At 71.8% G+C, this 20,966-nt stretch carries 12 protein-coding genes; 5 read left to right on the forward strand and 7 right to left on the reverse strand.

From position 1 onward, the window contains the following. Positions 1-27: 27 nt before the first annotated feature. Positions 28-2,898 carry an ATP-binding protein gene (locus BUE43_RS29050; protein ID WP_073489456.1) on the reverse strand — a complete coding sequence of 957 codons (2,871 nt, stop codon included), beginning with the start codon at positions 2,896-2,898 and terminating at the stop codon, positions 28-30. Positions 2,899-3,299: 401 nt separating this feature from the next. Continuing rightward, positions 3,300-4,535 (reverse strand): S8 family peptidase, encoded by a 1,236-nt coding sequence (locus tag BUE43_RS29055; RefSeq protein WP_073489459.1) that lies wholly within the window; start codon positions 4,533-4,535, stop codon positions 3,300-3,302. A 1,098-nt stretch (positions 4,536-5,633) separates the two neighbouring features. On the opposite strand from BUE43_RS29055, the gene BUE43_RS29060 reads away from it, so the two are divergent. Together BUE43_RS29060 and BUE43_RS29065 are read left to right on the forward strand one after the other, a co-directional pair. Next, positions 5,634-9,854, forward strand: coding sequence for a HAMP domain-containing protein (locus tag BUE43_RS29060; RefSeq protein ID WP_234995989.1), 4,221 nt, complete (start codon positions 5,634-5,636; stop codon positions 9,852-9,854). 42 nt (positions 9,855-9,896) lie between these two features. After that, positions 9,897-12,323, forward strand: coding sequence for a SpoIIE family protein phosphatase (locus tag BUE43_RS29065; protein WP_073489461.1), 2,427 nt, complete (start codon positions 9,897-9,899; stop codon positions 12,321-12,323). A 93-nt stretch (positions 12,324-12,416) separates the two neighbouring features. On the opposite strand, the gene BUE43_RS29070 is transcribed toward BUE43_RS29065, so the two are convergent. Next, a complete protein-coding gene (locus BUE43_RS29070) occupies positions 12,417-13,604 on the reverse strand; it encodes an MFS transporter (protein WP_073489464.1) in 1,188 nt (395 codons plus the stop codon). A 174-nt stretch (positions 13,605-13,778) separates the two neighbouring features. Between BUE43_RS29070 and BUE43_RS29075 the strand changes: the two genes are divergently transcribed. Beyond that, entirely contained in the window at positions 13,779-14,123 is a 345-nt protein-coding gene (locus BUE43_RS29075; protein ID WP_073489522.1) for an ArsR/SmtB family transcription factor, read from the forward strand. On the opposite strand, the gene BUE43_RS29080 is transcribed toward BUE43_RS29075, so the two are convergent. After that, entirely contained in the window at positions 14,120-15,586 is a 1,467-nt protein-coding gene (locus BUE43_RS29080) for a pyridoxal phosphate-dependent decarboxylase family protein (RefSeq protein WP_073489466.1), read from the reverse strand. The genes BUE43_RS29075 and BUE43_RS29080 overlap by 4 nt on opposite strands. An 84-nt stretch (positions 15,587-15,670) precedes the next feature. Between BUE43_RS29080 and BUE43_RS29085 the strand changes: the two genes are divergently transcribed. After that, positions 15,671-16,129, forward strand: coding sequence for an Lrp/AsnC family transcriptional regulator (locus BUE43_RS29085; RefSeq protein WP_073489468.1), 459 nt, complete (start codon positions 15,671-15,673; stop codon positions 16,127-16,129). A 152-nt stretch (positions 16,130-16,281) separates the two neighbouring features. Here BUE43_RS29085 and BUE43_RS29090 read toward each other — a convergent pair whose 3' ends face one another. Both BUE43_RS29090 and BUE43_RS29095 read right to left on the reverse strand, forming a co-directional pair. After that, positions 16,282-16,881 (reverse strand): hypothetical protein, encoded by a 600-nt coding sequence (locus BUE43_RS29090; protein WP_073489524.1) that lies wholly within the window; start codon positions 16,879-16,881, stop codon positions 16,282-16,284. A 65-nt stretch (positions 16,882-16,946) separates the two neighbouring features. Further along, positions 16,947-17,936, reverse strand: a complete 990-nt coding sequence (locus BUE43_RS29095) for an Lrp/AsnC family transcriptional regulator (RefSeq protein ID WP_073489527.1) — start codon at positions 17,934-17,936, stop codon at positions 16,947-16,949. Positions 17,937-18,066: 130 nt separating this feature from the next. Here BUE43_RS29095 and BUE43_RS29100 point away from each other — a divergent pair, with 130 nt between their 5' ends. Continuing rightward, complete coding sequence (locus tag BUE43_RS29100) at positions 18,067-19,530, forward strand: MFS transporter (RefSeq protein WP_073489470.1); 1,464 nt, start codon at positions 18,067-18,069, stop codon at positions 19,528-19,530. Between the two features lie 106 nt (positions 19,531-19,636). On the opposite strand, the gene BUE43_RS29105 is transcribed toward BUE43_RS29100, so the two are convergent. After that, complete coding sequence (locus BUE43_RS29105) at positions 19,637-20,677, reverse strand: helix-turn-helix transcriptional regulator (RefSeq protein ID WP_073489472.1); 1,041 nt, start codon at positions 20,675-20,677, stop codon at positions 19,637-19,639. Positions 20,678-20,966 lie beyond the last annotated feature (289 nt).

The following is a 20,966-nucleotide window of genomic DNA, read 5'->3' on the forward strand; positions in this document are numbered from 1 at the left end:
AGCCGGACTCCATAAAGATTTTCGAGGTCAACGACGTGCCGGCGAGACGAGGTCCGCTCGCGTCCTGGCGCCCAGCTTGCGGAGAATCCGGGCCACGTGCTGCTCGACGGTGCGCGGCGAGAGGAACAGGAACTCCGCTATCTCCCGGTTCGTGTGGCCCTGCCGGAGAAGCTGCGCGACCTCCTGTTCCCTGGGGGACAGGGAGTTGCCGTAGCTCCGTCTGCCCCGACGGGAGAACGAGGTCGTTCCACCCGTCCGCAGCGCTTTCCGGCACCGGGCCGCGTCCACGCTCGCGCCCATGGCGTCGAACCGGTCCGCGACCGCGGCGAGCTCGGCCGCTCCGCAGCCCTCGCCGCCGACCAGCTTCGTCAGGGCGATCCGCTCGGACAACAGCGCCGAGTAGTACACGAGGGAGAGGTCGTCCGCCGCCACCCGCGCCTCGTGGAGGAGCTCCACCGCGTCGCGGTCCTGCCGGTGCTGGGCGAGGATCGCCCGGCACGCCAGCAGGGCCGCCGTGGCCAGCGGCGCGGTCCTGCCCACGAGGCCCGCGGCCAGGTCCTCGGTCAGCCGCTCGGCGTCGCCCTGCCGGCCGGCGCGGCAGTAGACCTCCACCGCCGGCATGGCCAGTTCCCCCGCCCACGCCCAGACACCCTTGTCCCGCAACACCCTGACGCCCCTGTCCGCCACCGCGCACGCCGCCGGGACCTGGTCCCGCACCGCGTGCAGCCGCACCAGCGCGGCGAAGCCGCCCAGGAAGACGGGAGCGAAGGCGTTGTCGGGATCGCGGAGTCCGGTGTGGACGAGGTGCCGCTCGGCCGCGTCCCACTCGCCACGCACGGCCGCGAGACAGCCGAGGACGAGCGACAGCTCGCCGGCCACCGGGATGAGCTCGCGGTAGTCCTCGACGAGCCGCGTGACCCGCCGCCGCAGACCGCTCCAGTTCCCGGTGTACCAGTCGAGTCGCGCCTCCGTCGACTGCGCGGTGCCGACGATGAACGGGACGCCAGCGCCCACCGACAGGCGCATCCCCTTGTCCAGCAGGCGCCGCGCGAGCGTGAAGTGGCCGGTGAGCATGCAGGCGTCGGCCAGGTTGGTGTTCGCCCGCACCAGGTACCGCCGGGTGGTCACGTCGGGGGAGTTGTCCGGCAGCAACTTCAGCTCGTCGAGCACGGTGTGGTCGCCGACGCCCAGCCGGGCAGACAGGTGGTTGGCCAGAAGGGACAGTCGCAGCGCCTCGTCGTCGCACTCCCCGAGGAACGTCTCGACCTGGCGCGTCCAGCGGAGGTGGCAGTCCAGCGGCCACGTGCTGTTGAACGGCTGCGCCAGCACGGTGCGCCCGTGCATGGCGAGGTCCGGCCGCTCCCGGAGTTCCTCGACCGCCGTCTGGATCTCCGCGAGCCCGCGGCGCAGGCTGCCGGCCTGGCGGATCAGCAGCAGGCCGAGGTTCAGCCGCACCTCGCCGCGCGCGGCGAGCGACAGGCGGACGTCGCCGAGGAGGCGTTCCAGGGTCGCGCACGGGTCGTGCTGGTCCATCCCGTGGCGCGCCACGAGTCCGAGCTTGACCGCGAGACGGTCCACAGCGGACACGTGCGGCGTCTCGTCGAGCAGCCGCTGGTACAACCGGGTCGCGGTCGTGGAGTCGCCCATCTCGGCCGCGTGGTCGGCCGCGGCCTCGCCGTGGCGCAGCCACTCGTCGAGCATGCCAGCCCGCCGGCTGTGCTCGGCGATCTGGAACAGCGGGGCCGGGTCCACTCCGGACAGCGCCTCGAACGCCCGGACGTGCAGCCGTCGGCGTTCCGGCCCGCTCAGGGTGTCGTAGACGGCCTGTTGCGCCAACGCGTGCCGGAATCCGTACCGGGCGTCGTCCACTTCGTACAGCACGCCGGCGCGCAGGGCGCGGATGATCGCCGGGCGCACGCGTTCGGACGACATCGCGCCCACCTCGGCGAGGAGCTCCTCGGACGCGGGCACCCCCAACACCGCCGCCGCGTGGGCGACCCGCCGGCCGGTGGCCGGAAGACGGCTGAGGCGTTCGGCCATGGCGTCGCGCAGCAGCGCGGGAACCTCGATGGTGTCCAGGAGTCGCCGCGCCGTGCAGGTGTCCGTGCTCACCCCGCCCACCGGGTCGCGCATCGCGCGCAGCGTCTCCTCCAGGACGAACGGGATTCCGGCCGTGCGCTCGTGCAGCCGCGCGGCCAGGTCGGACGGCACCGCCGGGACACCGAGGATCGCCGCCGTCAGCTCGGAAACCTCCTCCACCTCCAGCGGCCGCAGTTCGAGCAGCAGCGAGACGACGCCGGCCGGCGGCTGGTAGGCGGAGCCCAGCGGCATCCCGCCGGGGGTGTCCTCCCGCCGGTAGGTCACGAGCACGCTCAGGTTCGGCGGCGGCTCGGACATGAGGAACCGCAACAACTGCCGTGAGCCGTCGTCGGCCCAGTGCAGGTCCTCCACGACCAGCAGGGTCGGGCCGAGGACCGACAGGACCTCCCGCACCGCGCGGAAGATCTGGTGCCGCCGGTGCCGGGGGTCCTCCGGGAACTCGGGCAGGTCCGGGAGGTGGTGGGCGATCTCGGGCAGCAGCGGGCGCAGGACACCGGCGACCGGGCTGAGCGCACGGCGGTCCAGACAGGCGCCCACGGTGTGGAGCGCGTCGAGAACGGCGCCGTAGGGGAACGGTTCGCGGAGCGGTTGACAACTGCCGGTGAGCACCCGCAGCGGCGTGGAGTCCAGTCCGCGCAACAACTCCCGCAGCAGCCTGGTCTTTCCGATCCCGGCCTCGCCGTTGACGAGCACCACCGAGGGTTGCTGGGCGACCGCGGCCGTCAGGGCGGACAGCTGGGAGCCGCGGCCGACCAGGACAGGCGAGCAGGTTCGTGGGTCCGTGTGCGCCAACGTCATGTCACACTCCACAACCTCGTGGGCGTCCGGTATGTCCGATCCCGTCTGTCCGGACCACCGACATCGGCTGCCCGGGACCGGAGACCAGGAACACGGGCGGTGACGCGGGCACGGCGGGGGTGGCGTCACCGCGGGCAGAAGGAGCAGCAGGCTAACAGCAGTCACCGCCGCGATGACAGAACCTTTCCTGGGTCCTGTCGTACGCCACGACCCCGCCGGGGCGTCGACCGTGTCGACGTCCCGACGGGGCCTGGGGTGGGCGATCACATGGGGGCTGGCCGGAACGCGGCGCCGAGCGGGGTGCCGCCGCCGGGGACGCCGGTGGTCACCGGGGATTCGACGGGCCGGCGAACGCCGGGCGCCGCGTCGGCCGTGACCGGGTTCGCCCGGTCACCGGGAGGTCACGCGTCCTGGTTGAGGAAACCGACGTAGAGCAGCTTGTTCGGCGAGCCCTTGACGTCGCGGATCTTGCCGGGCGTCGAGGCGGACAGGAGAGCGTCGGCCACCTCCGACGGCGACTTCGCCGAGTTCCCTGGCTGGCCGAGGTACAGGGCGGCGGCGCCGGCCACGTGCGGGGTGGCCATCGAGGTGCCGCCCATCGTCGCGGTGCCGCCACCGGGCTTGGCGGAGAGGATGTTGCTGCCCGGCGCGAACAGGTCGACGCACCGGCCGTAGTTGGACGCCACGTTCGGCGCCCGCCAGATCGACCGCTTGTCGGCGGAGTCGCTGGCCGCGACCGTGATCGCCTCCCGCACCCGCGCCGGCGAGACGTTGCACGCGTCCTGGTTCTCGTTGCCCGCGGCGACCGCGACGGTGACCCCGGCGTTGACCAGGGAACGGACGGCGCGGTCGGTCGAGCTGTTGGCGGAGCCGCCCAGGCTCATGTTGACCACGGCGGGCTTCTGGGCGTTCTTCGCCACCCAGTTCAGGCCCGACACCACAGAACTGCCGCGGCTGTAGCCCGAGCAGTCCAGCACGCGCACGCCGACGATGTTGGCCTTCTTGGCCACGCCGTAGGTCGCGCCCGCCACCGTGCCGGCGACGTGCGTGCCGTGGCCGTGGCAGTCCTCGGCCTCGTCGTCGTCGTCGATGAAGTCGTACCCGTGCTTGGCACGGCCCTCGAACTCCGGGTGCTCGACGTCCACGCCGGTGTCCACGACGTAGACGGTGGTCCCGGCGCCGGCGTTGTCCGGGTAGGTGTACTTCCTGTCCAGCGGCAGGTTCCGCTGGTCGATCCGGTCCAGACCCCAGACCGGGTCGGTCTGCTCGCCGGACGCCCGGACGACCTTGTCCTGCTCCACGAACTCGACCGACGGCTCGGCGGCGAGGCGCTTGGCCGCGGCCTCGTTCATGTCGACGGCGAAACCGCCCACCGCGTCGTAGACATGCCGCAGTTGACCGCCGTGCCGGGCCGCGAGCTGGTTCGCCCTCTCGGTGATGTCGGCCGCCCCCAGGGCGGCCGACTGCCGGAAGTGCACGAGGTAGCTGCCCGCGACCGAGTCGGGGGTGTTCGCGTTGAGGATCGTGCCCTCGGCCGCGGACGCGGCGGGTGGGCAGGCGGCGCCAAGGGCGAGCGCCGCGACGGCGGCCGTGAGGCCGGCCGCTGACGTTCTCAGACGTGAGCTGAGCGAGAACATGCAGGGGCTCCCAATCTGCCTCGCCGAGGGAGCGGATCCACTCGGCGCGTGACCGTCAGGCGACTTGCAGGGGGGGTCACGCCGGACGACTGTGCGCTACCCGGACAACGCGGAGCATCGGTTGGGGAATTAATTAGGGGTACGCAAGAAAATCCGTTCGCCGCGTGCCGGCGCACCGAAGTGGTTCGGCCGCGTCGCGGTTGGGCCGATCGCCGACGGCGCGTCCACTGGTTCGGACCAACGGCGACCCGCGTGCGGGTTCTTCCCGTCGACGCCCCCGGGAACGATGTTCGCCGGATGAAAGGACTTCCGTCGAGCCGGACCGGTGCTCGGACTGTGCTGGGTGTCGGAAGTTGTTGCTGCACAAGGTAATCCACTGACCAACGTCGGCAGGAGCAGTAGGAGGAAACTGGGAGCGGGCGCGAACTCCGGACGCGGCTTGGAACCGGGTGGCACGTTGAGCTCGGCCCAGGCTCTGCGGGCGAGGCGACATCGTCAGGTGCCGACAACCCCACGTGTGCGGCGGCGGCCTCGGACGAAGATCCAGACGAAGATCCAGGCGTTGGGGCGGCCGCGCTTGCCGTGGCGCGCGGCTCGGGGCGGCCGACTCGTCGCGCGGAACCCGAGACAGGTGTCTGACAGCATGCGGCGAGGAAGGCCGACACGTCGTCGGAATTGTCCTGAACGCACCTTCTGCGGCTGGCCGGGGCGCTCCGCGCCCACCAGACGCCCACTGGCACTGGCAGCCGCGCGCCCGCGCGCGTGGGACGGCGATCAGGGCGGGGGTGGTCAGACTGAGCTCAGCGCGGAGCAACGGCTGTGGAGCGTCGGCCGAGGAGCGCGCGGGCGGTCGGTGTCCGCCATCCGGCCCAGTAGCCGACTGATCACCGCTGGTCGCCGGTGTTCTCCGGGCGGACCCGCCGCCTGTGTAACGTGAGCGCGATATGGCGACGGCGCGCCCGGACGGATGGCACCTGACCGGGTAAGCGGTGACTCCAGCAGAACGAGGTGGACGTGAGCGACACCAAGGTCGGCGTTGGTCGTTCGGCGGGGAGCGGTCGGGCCGAGGAGCCCGGGCCCGCCGTCGACCAGCCGGAGCTGCGCCAGTTGCTCGCCGGGCTGACCGCCGTCCGGGACGGGGACTTCGGCATCCGGCTCCCCGACGACGGCGACGGGCTGCTCGGCGAGATCGCGACCGTGTTCAACGGCATGGTCGACCAGTTGTCGCTGTTCACGTCGGAGGTCACCAGAGTGGCCCGCGAGGTGGGCACCGAGGGCAGGTTGGGTGGTCAGGCCGAGGTGCCCGGGGTGTCCGGGACCTGGGGCGACCTCACCGACTCGGTGAACGCCATGGCCAGCAACCTGACCAGTCAGGTGCGCGACATCGCGGAGGTCGCCACCGCGGTCGCGCGCGGCGACCTGTCGCAGAAGGTCACGGTGACGGCGCGCGGCGAGATCCTGGAGCTGAAGAACACGATCAACACGATGGTCGACCAGCTCTCGGCGTTCGCCGACGAGGTGACCAGAGTGGCCCGCGAGGTGGGCACCGAGGGTCGGTTGGGTGGTCAGGCCGACGTCAAGGGCGTCTCCGGCACCTGGCGCGCCCTGACCGACTCGGTGAACTCCATGGCGGGCAACCTCACCGCGCAGGTCCGCTCGATCGCGCAGGTGGCCACGGCGGTGGCCAGCGGGGACCTGTCGCAGAAGATCACGGTGACGGCGCGCGGTGAGATCCTGGAGCTCAAGGACACCATCAACACGATGGTGGACACCCTGTCCGCGTTCGCCGACGAGGTCACCCGGGTCGCCCGTGAGGTGGGCACCGAGGGTCGGTTGGGTGGTCAGGCCGACGTCAAGGGCGTCTCCGGCACCTGGAAGGCGTTGACCGAGTCGGTCAACGTGATGGCCGACAACCTCACCGCGCAGGTCCGCTCGATCGCCCAGGTGACCACCGCGGTCGCGCGCGGCGACCTCACCCAGAAGATCCGGGTGGACGCCAGGGGCGAGATCCTGGAGCTGAAGGAGACCATCAACACGATGGTCGACCAGCTCTCGGCGTTCGCCGACGAGGTGACCAGGGTCGCCCGCGACGTGGGCACCGAGGGCAACCTGGGCGGCCAGGCCACCGTGCGCGGGGTCTCGGGCACGTGGAAGGACCTCACCGACAACGTCAACGTGATGGCCTCGAACCTGACCAGCCAGGTGCGGTCGATCGCCCAGGTCGCCGCCGCCGTGGCGCGGGGCGACCTCAGCCAGAAGAGCACGGTGGAGGCCAAGGGCGAGGTGGCCGCCCTGGCCGAGGTGATCAACACGATGGTGGACACCCTGTCGGCGTTCGCCGACGAGGTCACCAGAGTGGCCCGCGAGGTGGGCACGGAGGGGATGCTCGGCGGCCAGGCGCGGGTGCCCAACGTGGCCGGCACGTGGAAGGACCTCACCGACAACGTCAACTCGATGGCGAACAACCTGACCAACCAGGTCCGCAACATCGCCCAGGTCACCACCGCCGTCGCGCGGGGCGACCTGTCGAAGAAGATCGACGTCGACGCCCGCGGCGAGATCCTCGAACTGAAGACGACGATCAACACGATGGTGGACCGCCTCTCGGCGTTCGCCTCCGAGGTCACCCGGGTCGCCCGCGAGGTGGGCACCGAGGGCAAGCTCGGCGGGCAGGCCGAGGTCGAGGGCGTCTCGGGCACCTGGAAGCGGCTCACCGAGAACGTCAACGAGCTGGCCGGCAACCTGACCAGGCAGGTGCGGGCCATCGCGGAGGTGACCAGCGCGGTCGCCGAGGGCGACCTGACCCGGTCGATCACCGTGGAGGCCTCCGGCGAGGTCTCCGAGCTCAAGGACAACATCAACTCGATGGTGGAGTCGCTGCGCGAGACCACCAAGGCCAACCGCGAGCAGGACTGGCTGAAGTCCAACCTGGCCCGCATCTCCGGGCTGATGCAGGGACAGCGGGACCTCGCGGTCGTCGCCGAGCTGGTCATGGACGAGCTGGCCCCGCTGGTGTCCGCCCAGTACGGCGCGTTCTACCTGGTCGACGAGGCCGCCGAGCGCCCGTTGCTGCGCATGGTCGGCTCCTACGGCCACCCCGAGGCCGGCGGCGTGCCGTCCGGGCCGGCCCAGCTCGCGTTCGGCCAGTCGCTGGTCGGGCAGGCGGCGCGCGGCCGCCGGGTCATCGCCGTCGACGAGGTGCCCGGCGACTACGTGCGAATCTCCTCCGGGCTCGGCAGCACCGCGCCCAGGAGCCTGGTCGTGCTGCCGATCGTGGTCGAGGAGCAGGTGCTCGGCGTCATCGAGCTGGCCTCGGTGCACCGGTTCACCGCGGTGCACCGCGACTTCCTCGCACAGCTCATGGAGCTGATCGGGGTCAACGTCAACACGATCCGCGCCAACGCCCGCACCGACGAGCTGCTGGCCGAGTCGCAGCGGCTGGCCGCGGAGCTGCGGGCCCGGTCCGAGGAGCTCCAGATCCGGCAGGAGGAGCTGCAGCGCTCCAACGCCGAGCTGGAGGAGAAGGCGGCGCTGCTGGTCACCCAGAACCGGGACATCGAGACCAAGAACCTGGAGATCGAGCAGGCGCGGCAGGAGCTGGAGCAGCGCGCCCAGCAGCTCTCGCTGGCCTCGAAGTACAAGTCGGAGTTCCTGGCGAACATGAGCCACGAACTGCGCACCCCGCTCAACAGCCTGCTGATCCTGGCGCAGCTGCTGGCCCAGAACCCGACCCGCAACCTCACGCCCAAGCAGGTCGAGTACGCGGGCATCATCCACTCGGCGGGCTCGGACCTGCTCCAGCTGATCAACGACATCCTGGACCTGTCCAAGGTCGAGGCCGGCAAGATGGACATCACGCCGGAGCGGGTGTCGCTGCGGCAGCTCCTCGACTACGTCGAGGCGACCTTCCGCCCGTTGACGAGCCAGAAGAGCCTCGGCTTCCGGGTCACCACCGCGCCCGGCGTGCCCGGCGAGCTGCTCACCGACGGCTCCCGGCTGCGGCAGGTGCTGCGCAACCTGCTGTCCAACGCGGTCAAGTTCACCGAGCGGGGCAGCGTCGAGCTGCGCATCGAGCAGGCCGACCCCGCGGAGCTGCCCGCCTCGGTGCGCCACCACGGGGCGGCCATCGCGTTCCGGGTGACCGACACCGGCATCGGGATCGCCGAGCACCAGCTGGAGTCCATCTTCGGCGCGTTCCAGCAGGCCGACGGGACCACCAGCCGCAAGTACGGCGGGACCGGGCTGGGGCTGTCGATCAGCAGGGAGATCGCCTACCTGCTCGGCGGCGCGATCCTGGCCGAGAGCACGGTGGGCAGCGGCAGCACCTTCACCCTCCACCTGCCGGTGGCCCGGCCCGACTTCCAGGAGGCGTCCACCTCGGCGCTGCCCGCCGGCGTGCGGGAGGCGATGGACCGGGGCGCGGAGAACGGCGTCGCCGCGGGCAACCACGGCCCGCCGCCGGCTCCCGCCCACCGGCGGCTGCTGGTGGTCGAGGAGCGGCCCCGCGGTCTGCTGTCGCTCGTGGCCGAGAGCGCGGTGGCCGACCTGGCCGGCAACCACGATCCGCGCGGTCCGGTGCAGGTGGTGACCGCCGTCGGCGCCGAGGAGGCGGCGGCGGCCATGGCGGCGGAGTCGTACCACTGCGTGGTGCTGGAGCTGGACATGCCGGGCGGGGCCGCGCACCGGTTCCTGGAGGCGATGGACGGAGATCCGGCGCTGCGCACGGTTCCGGTGCTGGCGCACAGCAACCAGCGGCTCGCCAGGGACCAGGAGCGGCGGCTGCGCGCCAGGGCCGAGCGCCGGCCGTTGGAGTTGCTGTCCAGTTTGGACGAACTGCGGGAGCGGGTCGCCCTGCACCTCACCGCGGAGGCCCCCGGGGACGTGCTCCCCCTGGTGCGCGCGGCGGAACCGGCGCCGGAGACGACCTCGTCCGCGAACGGCGTCCTCAACGGACGGACGGTCCTGATCGTGGACGACGACGCGCGCAACCTGTTCGCGCTCAGCAGCATCCTGGAGCTGCACGGCGCGCACGTCCTGCACGCGGAGAACGGCAGGGAGGGGATCGACGCGCTGGCGGCGCACTCCGAGGTCGACCTGATCCTGATGGACGTGATGATGCCGGAGATGGACGGGTATACCGCCACCACGACCATCCGCGCCATGCCGCAGCACGCCGAACTGCCCATCATCGCGGTGACGGCCAAGGCGATGCCGGGCGACCGGGACAAGAGCCTGGCCGCCGGCGCCAACGACTACGTCACCAAGCCCGTCGACGCGGACAACCTCGTCGCGTGCGTTCAGCGCTGGCTGAACGGGTAACCCCGTCAGGGCCAGCACCGGACTGACCGACAAGGAGCGGCTGTGTTCGACTCCACCGAACCCCCGGAACTCGTGCGGGACGCCCGGCTGTTCTCCGCCGGGCGTCCCGACGACGGCGAGCCGCCGCACGGGTGGAACCGGTTGGCGGCCACTGTGGAGCGTCTGCGCGACCAGGTGCGGCAGGCGAACGCGGAGGCCGACGGGCGGGCGCTGATCGAGATGGCCAAGGGTGTCCTGGTCGAACGCCTGCGGTGCAGCCCGGCCGACGCCGCGCGGCAGCTCGGCGACCTGGCGGCCAGGGCCGGCCTCGTCGAGCTCGAACTGGCCGCGGAACTGGTCGGCCAGGCCGCGCAGGACCGGCTCACCGCGGCCACCGGCCGGTTCCTGGCCGACTCCGGGCGCCTGGAGGAGGTCGGGCGCCCGGAGGAGGTCGGCGACGAGCACGCGCCCTCGCCCGCGGTGCGGCTGCGCACGGCGGAGAGCGCTGTCCTGGCGGCGAGCGACACCCAGCGCGTGGCCCAGTCGCTGTTGGACCACGCGCTGGCCCCGCTGGGCGCCGTCGCGGTGGCGGTGTGGTCGGCGGGGATCGACTCCTCGTTGTCGTTGGCCGGGTTCGCCGGCATCGCCGAGGAGGAGGCCCGGCGGTGGCACTACGTGCCGCCGGGTGTGGCGACACCGGCGCGTCAGGCCCTCGTCGATCGCGCTCCACTGTGGATCGAGGACCTGTCCCGGTCGGGGCTGCCCTCGATCGGCCACCGCACGCTGCCCGGCGGCCGGGTGGTGGTCCCCGCCGGCGCCGGCGGTCGGGTCCTGGGCGCGCTGGAGATCTGCTGGCCGCAGGAGCTTCCGCCGCAGCCGCCGCAGATCCAGCGGCAGGTCGAGGCACTGGCCGAACTCTGCGCGCACACGTTGGAAACCGGCGGCGTGGGCGCGCCGGAGGCGGTCGGCGCCGACCGGGCGTTGTCCGAACTGGTCAACCTGGCCGAAGGGCTGCTCGACCCCGCCCTGGTGCTGCGTCCCCTGCTGGACGACGACGGCGAGCTGGTGGACTTCCGCGTCCACCACGTCAACAGCCACTTCGTGGACCTGGCCGGCCGTCCTCGGGGAGCCGTGCTCGGCGCGCCGCTGCTGGAGGCGTACCCGTCGGCGGCGACCCCGGGCCAGCTCTTCGAGAAGATCGAGCGGGTGTACGCCACGGGGGAGGCGTTCCACGCCGAGCGCATGCCCCTGGTCACCCTGGTCGACCAGGTGCCGTTGACGGTGGTCGCGATGGTCGGCGTCAGCCGGCACGGCGAGAACGTGCTGCTGGTGTGGCGGGTCGAGGACGAGACCGCCCGGCTGGCCAACCTGCTCCAGCACGCCCAGCGCCTCGGGCGCATCGGCGGGTTCGAGGAGAACACCGCCACCGGCGAGATCACCTGGAACGACCCGCTGTTCGCGCTCTACGGACTGGAGCCCACCGCCGATCCCGTGCCGTTGACCAGGTTGGCCGCGCACGCCCACCCCGACGACGCGGTGCCGATCAACCGGTTCCTGCGCACCGTGCTCCACCACGGCCGCGCCGCGTCCACGACCTTCCGGCTGCGGCGCTCGGACGGCGTCACCCGGCACATCCGGGTCATCGCCGAGCCGATGCTGGACCGGGACGGGCACCTGCTCCTGATTCGCGGCGCGTACCAGGACATCTCGGCCCAGCACTGGACCGAGGTGGCGTTGTCGGCCACCCGCGACCAGCTCGCGCACACCGAGCAGCGCGTCGCCGAGCAGAACCGGCTCGCCCTCCAGCTCCAGCAGGCGATCATGCCGCCGGCGCAGCCGCCCATCGACGCCTTCGGGCTGCGCATCGCCGTGCGCTACCGCCCCGCCGAACAGGAGCACCTCGTCGGCGGCGACTGGTACGACGCCGTTGTCCTCCCCTCCCAACAGGTCCTGGTCTCGGTCGGCGACATCACCGGACACGGGCTGGAGGGCGCCACCAGAATGGTGGTGCTGCGCAACGCTCTGCGCGGTCTGGCGGTGACGGGTGCGAGCCCAGGCCAACTGCTGAGCTGGCTCAATCTGGTGGCCCACCACCTCAACGACAACATCCTCGCCACGGCGGTCTGCGCCCTCTACGACCCGCGAACCCGTGTTCTTCGCTGGGCCCGCGCGGGACACCTGCCCCCGATCCTGGTTCGCGGGCGCCGCGCGACGAGCCTGCGGTTGCTCTCCGGCGTGATGTTGGGCGTGTGCGCCGAGTCCGAGTACGAGGAAGGCGAGATCCAGCTGGAGCACGACGACGTCCTGCTGCTCTACACCGACGGTCTCGTCGAACGCCGGGGGCTCCCGCTGGACGACTGCATCGCCTGGCTGCGGACCACGGCCGCGGAATCCGCCGCACCGCTGGAAGAACGCCTCGACCACCTGCTGACGCACAGCCCGTCCGACACCGACGACGACACCTGCGTGGTCGGCATCCAGCTCACCTGAGCGAGCGGAGCCGAGCCGGGTCGGCGCGTGGCACGGATCAGCAGCCGGCGAGGGTGTGGTCCACCCTGGCCGGCTGCTGAGGCTCGCGAGGGGCTAGTGGTCGGACGCGACCTGTCGGCTCCGCCGGTCCAGCCAGGTCAGCGCCGCGGCCAGGAAGGTGAACACGGCGGCGAGGACGGGGAGCCAGAGGGCGTCGGCGACGCCGAGCCCGGCGGCGCCGAGCACGCTGGCCAGCGAGATCGCCAGGTAGAGCGCGGACTGGTACAGCGAGATGACCAGGGACTGCGCCCCCGGAGCCCGCGCGATGATCTGGTGCTGCTGGGGTGTGGTGACCCCGAATGAGAACACCCCCGAGACCAGCACGACGAGCAGGGCGGGCACGAAGGCCGCGCGCAGGAACGGCATGGCCAGGAACACCAGGGTGAGCAGCAGCGTGGCGGACACGACCACCCGCCGGGCGCCGAGCCGGTCGGCGAGCTGGCCGGCCACCAGGTTGCCCACCGTGCCCGCGATCCCGAACAGCAGGATCAACAGGGCCAACCGGTCACCGCTCCCGCCCGTGGCCGGCTCGAAGATCGCGCTGAGGTAGGTGTACGGGATGTAGATCCCGACGAACGCCACCACCGTGGTGACCAGGACGCGGAGCACTCCGCGGTCGGCCAGGGGCGCCAGGCGCTGGCGCAGTCGCGCGGCCGGGCCCTGCGCGATCTCGGGCAGGCGCAGGGCGATGAAGGGCGCGGCCACCAGCGCGAGCGCGGTGACGAACCACATCGTGGAGCGCCAGCCCCACGCGGTGCCGATGGCGGTGCCCAGCGGCGCGCCGAGCACCAGCGACGAGGTCACGCCGAGCATGACGACCGCGATCGCCCGCCCGCGTTGGGCTTCCCCGGCCAGCGCGGCCGCCGTCGCGCTGGCGTTGGCCGTGTAGAGGGCCGCGCCGGCCGCCGCCACGACGCGCGAGGCCAGCACGGGCAGGTAGCCGGGGGCGAGCGCGGTGACCACGTTGCCCACGGCGAAGACGACCAGCGCGGTGACGAGGACCCGGCGGCGGGGCCAGCTCGCGGTGAGCGCGGCGAGGACCGGGGCCAGCAGCGCGTAGGCGAGGGAGAACACGGACACGAGCTGGCCCGCCGCGCCCACGCCGATGCCCAGCTCGCCGGCGATGTCCGGGAGGACGCCGGCGATCACGAACGCGTCCGTCCCCATCGCGAAGGTGCCGACGGCCAGCACGGCGGCGTGCGGTCGCCACCGGGTGGGGGCAGTGGTGGAGAGACTGGTCATGCCGACCTTCCGATGATCATCGAACATTACGACGCGGATCGTAGTAGATGTTCGACGTGTATCGTAAGAGGCGGTGTCCGTAGAGTGGCGGTGTCCGCGGAGGCGGTGACCACGAAGGCGTTGGTCACGAAGGCGGTGGCCACGGAGACGGTGGCCGTCGGAGGAGTCGGTGCGATGAACGACCCGGGTTCCACCTGGCTGCCGCAGCCGGACCCGGCCGACCTGGACGTCGGGGCGGTGCTCCAGGCCCTGGCCGACCCCGTGCGGCGGCAGATCGTCGCGCTGCTGGCCGCGGTCGGCGAGGCCACCTGCACCTCGCTCGACGTGCCGGTCAAGGTCTCCACGGTCTCGCACCACCTGAAGGTGCTGCGGGAGAGCGGCGTGGTCTCGACCCGGATCGACGGCAACAGCCGGCCGAGCCGCCTGCGTCACGAGGACCTGGAGCGCCGGTTCCCCGGCCTGCTCACCTCGATCATCAACGCCACCCGGCCGGCGTCCGCCGCCGACCGCCCCGACTAGTCCACAGTGGACCTGAGGCGGAAGTCCCCGGCGATCGCCGCCAACCGGTCCACGACCAGGTCGATGTCCGCGCGCGTCGTGCGGTAGTTGGTGACGCAGGCGCGGATGCCGTGCCTTCCGCCGACGCGGGCGGGTCCGAGCAGCGCGGTGCCCTCGGCGACGAGGGTGGCGAGAGCGGCGCCGTGGTCGGCCTCGGTGGCGTTCCTGATCCGGAAGCAGACGGCCGTCAGCGGGGTCGGCGCCAGGAGCTCCAGGTCCGGCTCCGCCGCGACGCGGTCCGCCAGGTGCCGGGCGAGGTCGAGGGTGTGGTCGATCGCCGACCGGAAGGCGTCGACCCCAAAGGCCCGCAGGGCGCTCCACACCTTGAACGCCCTGAAACTCCGGGAGAGCTGGGGACCGTGGTCCATGTAGTCGACCATCAGGTCGTCCTCCTCGACCGTGAGGTACGAGGAGTGGAACGCGTAGGCCCTGGTGAGGTCGGCGCGGTCGCGCACCAGCAGGCACCCCGCCTCCAACGGCGCGAAGAGCAGCTTGTGCGGGTCCAGGGCGATGGAGTCCGCGCGGGCCGCGGACTCGAACGCGTCGCGCACCCGGTCGGACAGGACGAACAGGGCTCCGTAGGCGCCGTCGAGGTGCAGCCACAGCCCGTAGCGCGTGCACACGTCGGCGATCGGGTCGATCGGGTCGATGGAGCCGGTGGTGACCGTTCCCGGCGTGGCCACCACGCAGAACGGTTCCAGCCCGGCCGCGCGGTCAGCCAGGATCGCTTCTTCCAGCGCGTCGACGCGCATGCGGTACTGGTCGTCGGTGGGGATGTGGCGCACGTTGTCCAGTCCTATGCCCAGAATCGCCGCGGCCTTGTCCACGCACCGGTGCGCCTCCGTGGAGGTGTAGACCACGAGCTGGGGGTCCGAGGTCTGGAGTCCGCGCCGGCGGAAGTCCGGCCGGCGCGCGTGCAGCGCGGTGGTCAGGGCGTTGAGCGTGGCGATCGAACCGCCTCCGGTCAGGATGCCCCCTGCTTCCTCGCCGTAGCCGAACAGTCCGGAGAGCCAGGTGACCACGGCGCGCTCGACCACGCTCGCGGCGGGGGAGAGCTGCCAGAAGTTGCAGTTCTGGTTCAGGGCGGCGGCGATCGCCTCCGCGTGAGGGGCGATGCCGTTGGGCGGACCGAGGACGTAGGCGAGGAAACGCGGGTGGGCCACCGCCGTCGAGTTCGGCACGATCGTTCCGTTGATCTCGCGGAACAGCCCCTCGACCCCGATTCCCTTGTCGGGGAACGGGTTCTCCAACAGGGATGCCAACGCCGCCCGGTCCACGTCGGGAACCAGGGGGCGGTCGGACAGGGAACGCTCGTAGCTGTCGAGGAACTCGGTGAGCAGCCGGCCGGCCGTCGCGCGGTCGTCCTCGTCCAGGCCCAGCACCAGATCGGTGCGCATCGCGACCTCCGCGGTGAGGTGGATCATGGGATCTGCGCACAGTAGCCACGATCCCGGCGCACGCGATGCCAAGATCGGCCGCGAAACCGGCCTTTCCTAGCATTCCGTGCCATGGACAAGACCGATCGGGCAATTCTCGCGCACCTGATGGCCGACGGGCGGTTGCCGAACACCGAGCTGGCCGCCCGGGTGGGCCTGTCCCCGTCGCCGTGCCTGCGCCGGGTCCGCCAGCTCGAAGCCGACCACGTGATCACCGGCTACCACGCGGCCGTCGACCCGGGCGCCGTCGGCCGGGGCTTCCCCGTGCTGCTGCACGTCGAGATGGCGATCCAGGACCGGTCCACGATCGAGGCGTTCGAGGCCCAGGTCCGGGAGCTCGACGAAGTGGTGCACTGCCAACGCATGTTCGGCCACCCCGACTACCTGCTGTGGATCGCGGTGGCCGACCTCGACGCCTACGAGCGCCTGTACATGGCCAGACTCACCCAGCTTCCCGGTGTGGCGCGCACCAACTCGCAGTTCACCATGAAGACAGTCAAGAGCACGCCCGGGTTTCCCGTCCTCGGGTAGTACCGCGCAGCGGGTGGAGAACGTGGCCCCCGCTCTTTTCCCTCCACAGTAGACATACATGGCCAAGTGGTGTTCGCACCGTGCGAGGGCTTTCGCCCGTCTCTGTGCGAGAGAGGGGGAGGGGCGGCCCGCTCACCTCCCCCTCGACGCGCTCAGCCGTGCTGTGTGGCGAGCCACTTCTCGAACTCGTCGACGCCGCGGACCCCGTCGTCGAGCACCGCCCGGTAGACCTCGTAGCTCGGGACGGGGGAGGGACCGCCGGCGCCACCCGCCAGCGCCTGCTTGATCAGCAGGATCGCGACGCGCGCGTCGGCCGTCAGCCGCGGGGGCAGCGATGCGAGGTGGGCGAGGTCGGGCTGGCGCTCGGGCTCGTCCACGAACCAGATGTCCAGGGTCCAGTCGTGGTGTCGCGAGGTGCGGTGGCGCACCCCGAGGTAGAGACCGTCGGGGTATTTCGGGTCGGTGTTCCAGTGCCCGGTGTCGTCGCGGAACCGCACCTCCTGCACGTCCTGGCGTACGGCGAGCTGCGCGCCGGCCTGGGCGACCGCGGTCGTGGTGGCGGCGTCCAGCTTCCGGCAGACCACGGTGACGTCCAGGTCCCGCCGCACCATCAGACCCAGGGCGGCGCTGCCCACGCGCACCGGGTCGCCGATCTCGCCCAGCAGCGCCGCCAACCCCAGTGCGGCGCTGACCTCCTCCGCCTCGGCCTGGAGGTCGTCCTGCGCGCTCAACAGTCGATCAGTCGTGATCATCCGCCCAGTGGACCAGATCGGGGAGCGACCGCGCCGGAGGACCGCCGACCCGGGGTGGTGCGCCGTCACCGGGATCGCGTCGAGAGCCGGGCGACGGGGGTGAGGTGGCCGGAAGCCTTGAGCGTGTGCAGCACCGGGGCGGTCTCGATGGCGAGGATCTCGTCGAGCGCGCCCAGCCTGCGCGTGAGATAGCGGTGCAGGTCCGCCGGGTCCGTGCACAGTGCCTGCGCCAGCAGGTTGGTGGTCCCGGTGGTGGCCACCACCGCGGCGAGTTCGTGGTGCGTGGCGAGGACGGACGCGACGTGGTCCAGGTGCGCCGGTGCGATGCGCATCCACAGCAGGGCCTGCGTCGTGACGCCGAAGGCGGCGCTGTCGACCTCGACGTCGAAGAAGACGACCTCGCGGGCGCGCAGGTCCGCCAGGCGACGCGCCACGGTGGCCTGCGACCAGCCGGTGGCCGCCGCGAGGTCCGCGTAGCTGGCTCGGCCGTCGTGCCGGAGCAGGTCGACCAGATCGTGGTCGGCACGGGTCAACGGCGGCGCGGCCGCGCCCGGCGTCGGGAGATCCGCCCGCAACCGGTCCCGCTGCTCGTCGCTGAGCGCGCGGAGGCGGCCGGGCCACGCGGTGGGGCCGCCCAGATAGGTGTGGAGCAGGCAGTGCGCGGACACCGCCGTGATGCCGCTGCGGCGGGGAATGTCGTGCAACAGAAGCGAACTCGACGGCTCCGCGCCCGGTCCGGGGTGGACGATGGCGAAGATCTCGGTGCCGCCCGAGGTCAGCTTGACCCAGGAGGTGTCGGGCCGCCGGGCCAGGGAGTGGGCCAGGGACTGCGCCGTGGCCGGAGTGGTGGTGAGCCGGACCATCCACTGCGTCTCGTTCGTCTGGGCCGGGTCGAGGAGGCCGACCACCCGCAACCCCAGCTCCGCGCGCAGCCGTCGGTAGCGGCGCGTCACCGTCTGCGTGGACACTCCGAGCACCTCGGCGACGCGACTGAACGGCGCGCGGCCGTCGATGTGCAGCGCGTGGATCAGACCACGGTCCAGCTCGTCCAGCATGAGCACATTTTCTCACCAGGACGGCTCAGGAGGAACAAAGCATCACATCACGCCCTCCGAATGGAGACAGTGCCCTCCTGGCAGTCACTCTCCCCCGCGGAACCGGCCACTCCGGACACGAGGGAGAGCGATGTTGTTGCAGGAGAGGACCTCCGTCGCGGCGCACCACCGTTGGCGGTGGGTCGCCCTGGCCGCGCTGTTGGTCGCCGAGGCGATGAACCTGTTGGACGCCACGATCGTCACGGTCGCCGCGCCCGTGATCCACGCGGACCTCGGCGGCGCCGAGTCCGACATCCAGTGGTTCGCCGCCGCCTACACGCTGCCGTTCGCGGTGCTCCTGGTCAACGGCGGCCGGCTCGGCGACCGACTCGGCCGCCGGCGGGTGTTCGCCGTCGGCGTCGCCGGGTTCGCGCTCGCGTCGGTGGTCTGCGGGCTCTCCGCCACCGCCGACATGCTGACCGTCGCGCGGGCGGTGCAGGGCGCGGCGTCGGCATTGGTCATCCCGCAGACGATCGGGCTCATCCGCGCCATGTTCGACGGGCCCGACCTCGCCAGGGCCATGGGCAGCATCGGCCCCGTCATGGGCCTGGCCGCGATCTGCGGGCCGGTGCTCGGCGCGGTGCTCACCCACGCCGACCTGTTCGGCTCATCGTGGCGCGCCGCGTTCCTGGTCAACGTCCCGCTCGCCGTGGTCGTGCTCGCCCTCGTCCCGTTCCTGCGCGAGGACCGGGCCGTCCGCCCGCCGCGCGCCGACCTTCCCGGCACGGCCCTGGTGGTGCTCGGGACCGGGCTGGTCGTGTACCCCCTGATCCAGGGCGACACCCTGGGCTGGCCACTGTGGACCTGGGCGGCGCTGCTCGCCGGCCTCGGCGTCCTGGTCGGGTTCGGACTGCACCAGCGGCGGCGGGCGCGGCGCGGACACGACCCGCTGGTCGAGCCGAGCCTGTTCCGCGACCGCGGTTTCCCGGCAGCGCTCACGACCTCGACCCTGTTCTTCGCCGCCACCACCGGGCTTTCGGTGGTGATCGTGACGCAGGTGCAGCTCGGCATGGGCAGCGACGTCCTCGTCGCGGGGATGACGTTGCTGCCGTGGTCCTGCGGCATGGCCCTCGCGTCCTGGGTCGCGGGCACGCGGCTGGTTCCGCGCCACGGAGCCAAAGTCATGTTCGCCGGCCTCGTCGCCCTGCTCGTCGGCCTGGTCTCGGCCATCGCCGTCTACGGCATGTCCGACCCGGTGGCCATCCGGTGGCCCCTGGTCGCGGCACTGGCCGTGAGCGGTGTGGGGAACGGACTGTTCACGGTTCCCTTCTTCACCACGGCCCTGTCACGAGTCCGGCCTCACGAGACCGGCTCCGCCGCTGGTCTGCTCAACGCCGTCCAGCAGTTCGGCGGCACCCTCGGGGTCGCCGTCCTCGGCAGCGCGTTCTTCCACACCTTCGCCACGGGAACGCGGGCCAACGCCGCACCGGTCACCGCCTCGCTCGACGCGATCCAGCTCGCCTTCTGGCTCGCCGTCGCGATGATCGCGGCTGTGGTCGTGACGGCCTCCCTCATGCTCGCTCCGGCGCGCACCACCGAGCACCAGACGAGCTGAGAACGCGGCTCCGCCCTCCAACTGTCCATTGTGGATGCGAGGGCGGAGCGCTGTCGCCTCGGTCGTCCCGGTTCTCCTTCCACTGCGCGAACCGGGGTTGCGTCGGTCAGCTGTTGACGGCGGCCATCAGTTGATCTCGGGAGCTGCTGTTGGTCTTCCGGTACACGGCCTTGATGTGGTCGTTGACCGTGTGCGCGGACAGGTTGAGGTGCCGCGCGATCTGCCTGGGCGCCATCCCGAGGCACAGCATCTCGGTGACGGTGAGCTCGCGAAGGGTCAGTCCGTGCCAGGCGGCGATGACCGGCAGCAGCGTCTTCCCCGGCGTTCCCTGGATGGTCACGGCGACCGTGCCGTCCGAGCCCAGCGGTTCGGCCCGCATGGTGACCCATCGGCCGATGTAGGCCGGCGGCACGCAGATCATCGGCTGTCGCGGCCCTCCGTCGTGCTGCCGGGTCTCGCTGGCCAGAGCCATGGCGGCCCAGTCCGGCGCGGACAGCCAGTTCGACCGGCGCATCTCGTGCATCCACTGGCGGGCCTGCCGCGTCAGCCCCCGCACCTCGTGGTCAGCGCCGACGAGGACGACGCCGGGGGAGCGCGTCGCGGTGGCGGGGGAGTGGGAACCGGTCGTCACGTAGGCGCGGACGAACGCGATCAGCGTGGGAATGAGTGCGACCAGGATGTCCGTCTCGTCCTGGGCGAACCGGACGCCCCTCTCGCGGAACAGGCACAGCACGCCCCACATGCCGTTGGCGTCCCGGAGCAGGACGCGCAACTCGGAGCCGAGCCCGTGCTGGTCGAGGATCTCCCGTGCGCGTCGCCCCTCCCGCTTTCCGGGCGGCGCCCCGACGTCCAGCACGCCGAACGGTTTCGCACGGCGGGACAGCGCGGTCGGGGACATCGGGTCGTCGCCGAGGTAGGCGTTGCGCATCTGCGCGTACGCCAGGTTCTGCGGATAGCGGTGCCAGAAGCCGAACGAGACCGTGCCGGTGAGCGGGTTGCAGACGATGAGGTGGAGCGCGTCGTGCGCCACCAGCACCGAGAGGGAGGCCGAGAGCACGTCGCCCAGGTCGTCCGATGTCAGGTTGTCGTGCGCCGCACTGGTCAGCTTCGGCGCCAGGTTCGTCGGATCGGTTCTCGTCGACGGCATGCCAGGTCCTCCTCAGCGCCTGACGCGGCTGCTGGTGGTCGATGGCTGACGAAGTGCGGTGCCACCGATCCCGCCCCGCGGCCGAGACGAGGACGCCCCGGTCGCGGTCAGGCTCCCGCTCCCCGCTGTGGTCCGGTTTGTGGTTGGTAGGCGACGACACCATGCAGAGGGAGGCGCGTGTCCCGCCCCAGATACCACTGACAGTGACGATTTTGGTACGCGCGGTGAAACCCGCGTCGACGAGCATGTCGGCCCGGGTGTCGGTGGAAGCGCGTCATCCAGCCGTGAT

Source organism: Streptoalloteichus hindustanus (assembly GCF_900129375.1).
Classification (GTDB): Bacteria; Actinomycetota; Actinomycetes; order Mycobacteriales; family Pseudonocardiaceae; genus Streptoalloteichus; species Streptoalloteichus hindustanus.

Bases quoted from the DNA above. Each gene is read 5' to 3' on its own strand.
- BUE43_RS29050 (WP_073489456.1), bottom strand. From the start codon at position 2,898: ATGACGTTGGCGCACACGGACCCACGAACCTGCTCGCCTGTCCTGGTC.
- BUE43_RS29055 (WP_073489459.1), bottom strand. From the start codon at position 4,535: ATGTTCTCGCTCAGCTCACGTCTGAGAACGTCAGCGGCCGGCCTCACG.
- BUE43_RS29070 (WP_073489464.1), bottom strand. From the start codon at position 13,604: ATGACCAGTCTCTCCACCACTGCCCCCACCCGGTGGCGACCGCACGCC.
- BUE43_RS29075 (WP_073489522.1), top strand. From the start codon at position 13,779: ATGAACGACCCGGGTTCCACCTGGCTGCCGCAGCCGGACCCGGCCGAC.
- BUE43_RS29080 (WP_073489466.1), bottom strand. From the start codon at position 15,586: ATGATCCACCTCACCGCGGAGGTCGCGATGCGCACCGATCTGGTGCTG.
- BUE43_RS29085 (WP_073489468.1), top strand. From the start codon at position 15,671: ATGGACAAGACCGATCGGGCAATTCTCGCGCACCTGATGGCCGACGGG.
- BUE43_RS29090 (WP_073489524.1), bottom strand. From the start codon at position 16,881: ATGATCACGACTGATCGACTGTTGAGCGCGCAGGACGACCTCCAGGCC.
- BUE43_RS29095 (WP_073489527.1), bottom strand. From the start codon at position 17,936: ATGCTGGACGAGCTGGACCGTGGTCTGATCCACGCGCTGCACATCGAC.
- BUE43_RS29100 (WP_073489470.1), top strand. From the start codon at position 18,067: ATGTTGTTGCAGGAGAGGACCTCCGTCGCGGCGCACCACCGTTGGCGG.
- BUE43_RS29105 (WP_073489472.1), bottom strand. From the start codon at position 20,677: ATGCCGTCGACGAGAACCGATCCGACGAACCTGGCGCCGAAGCTGACC.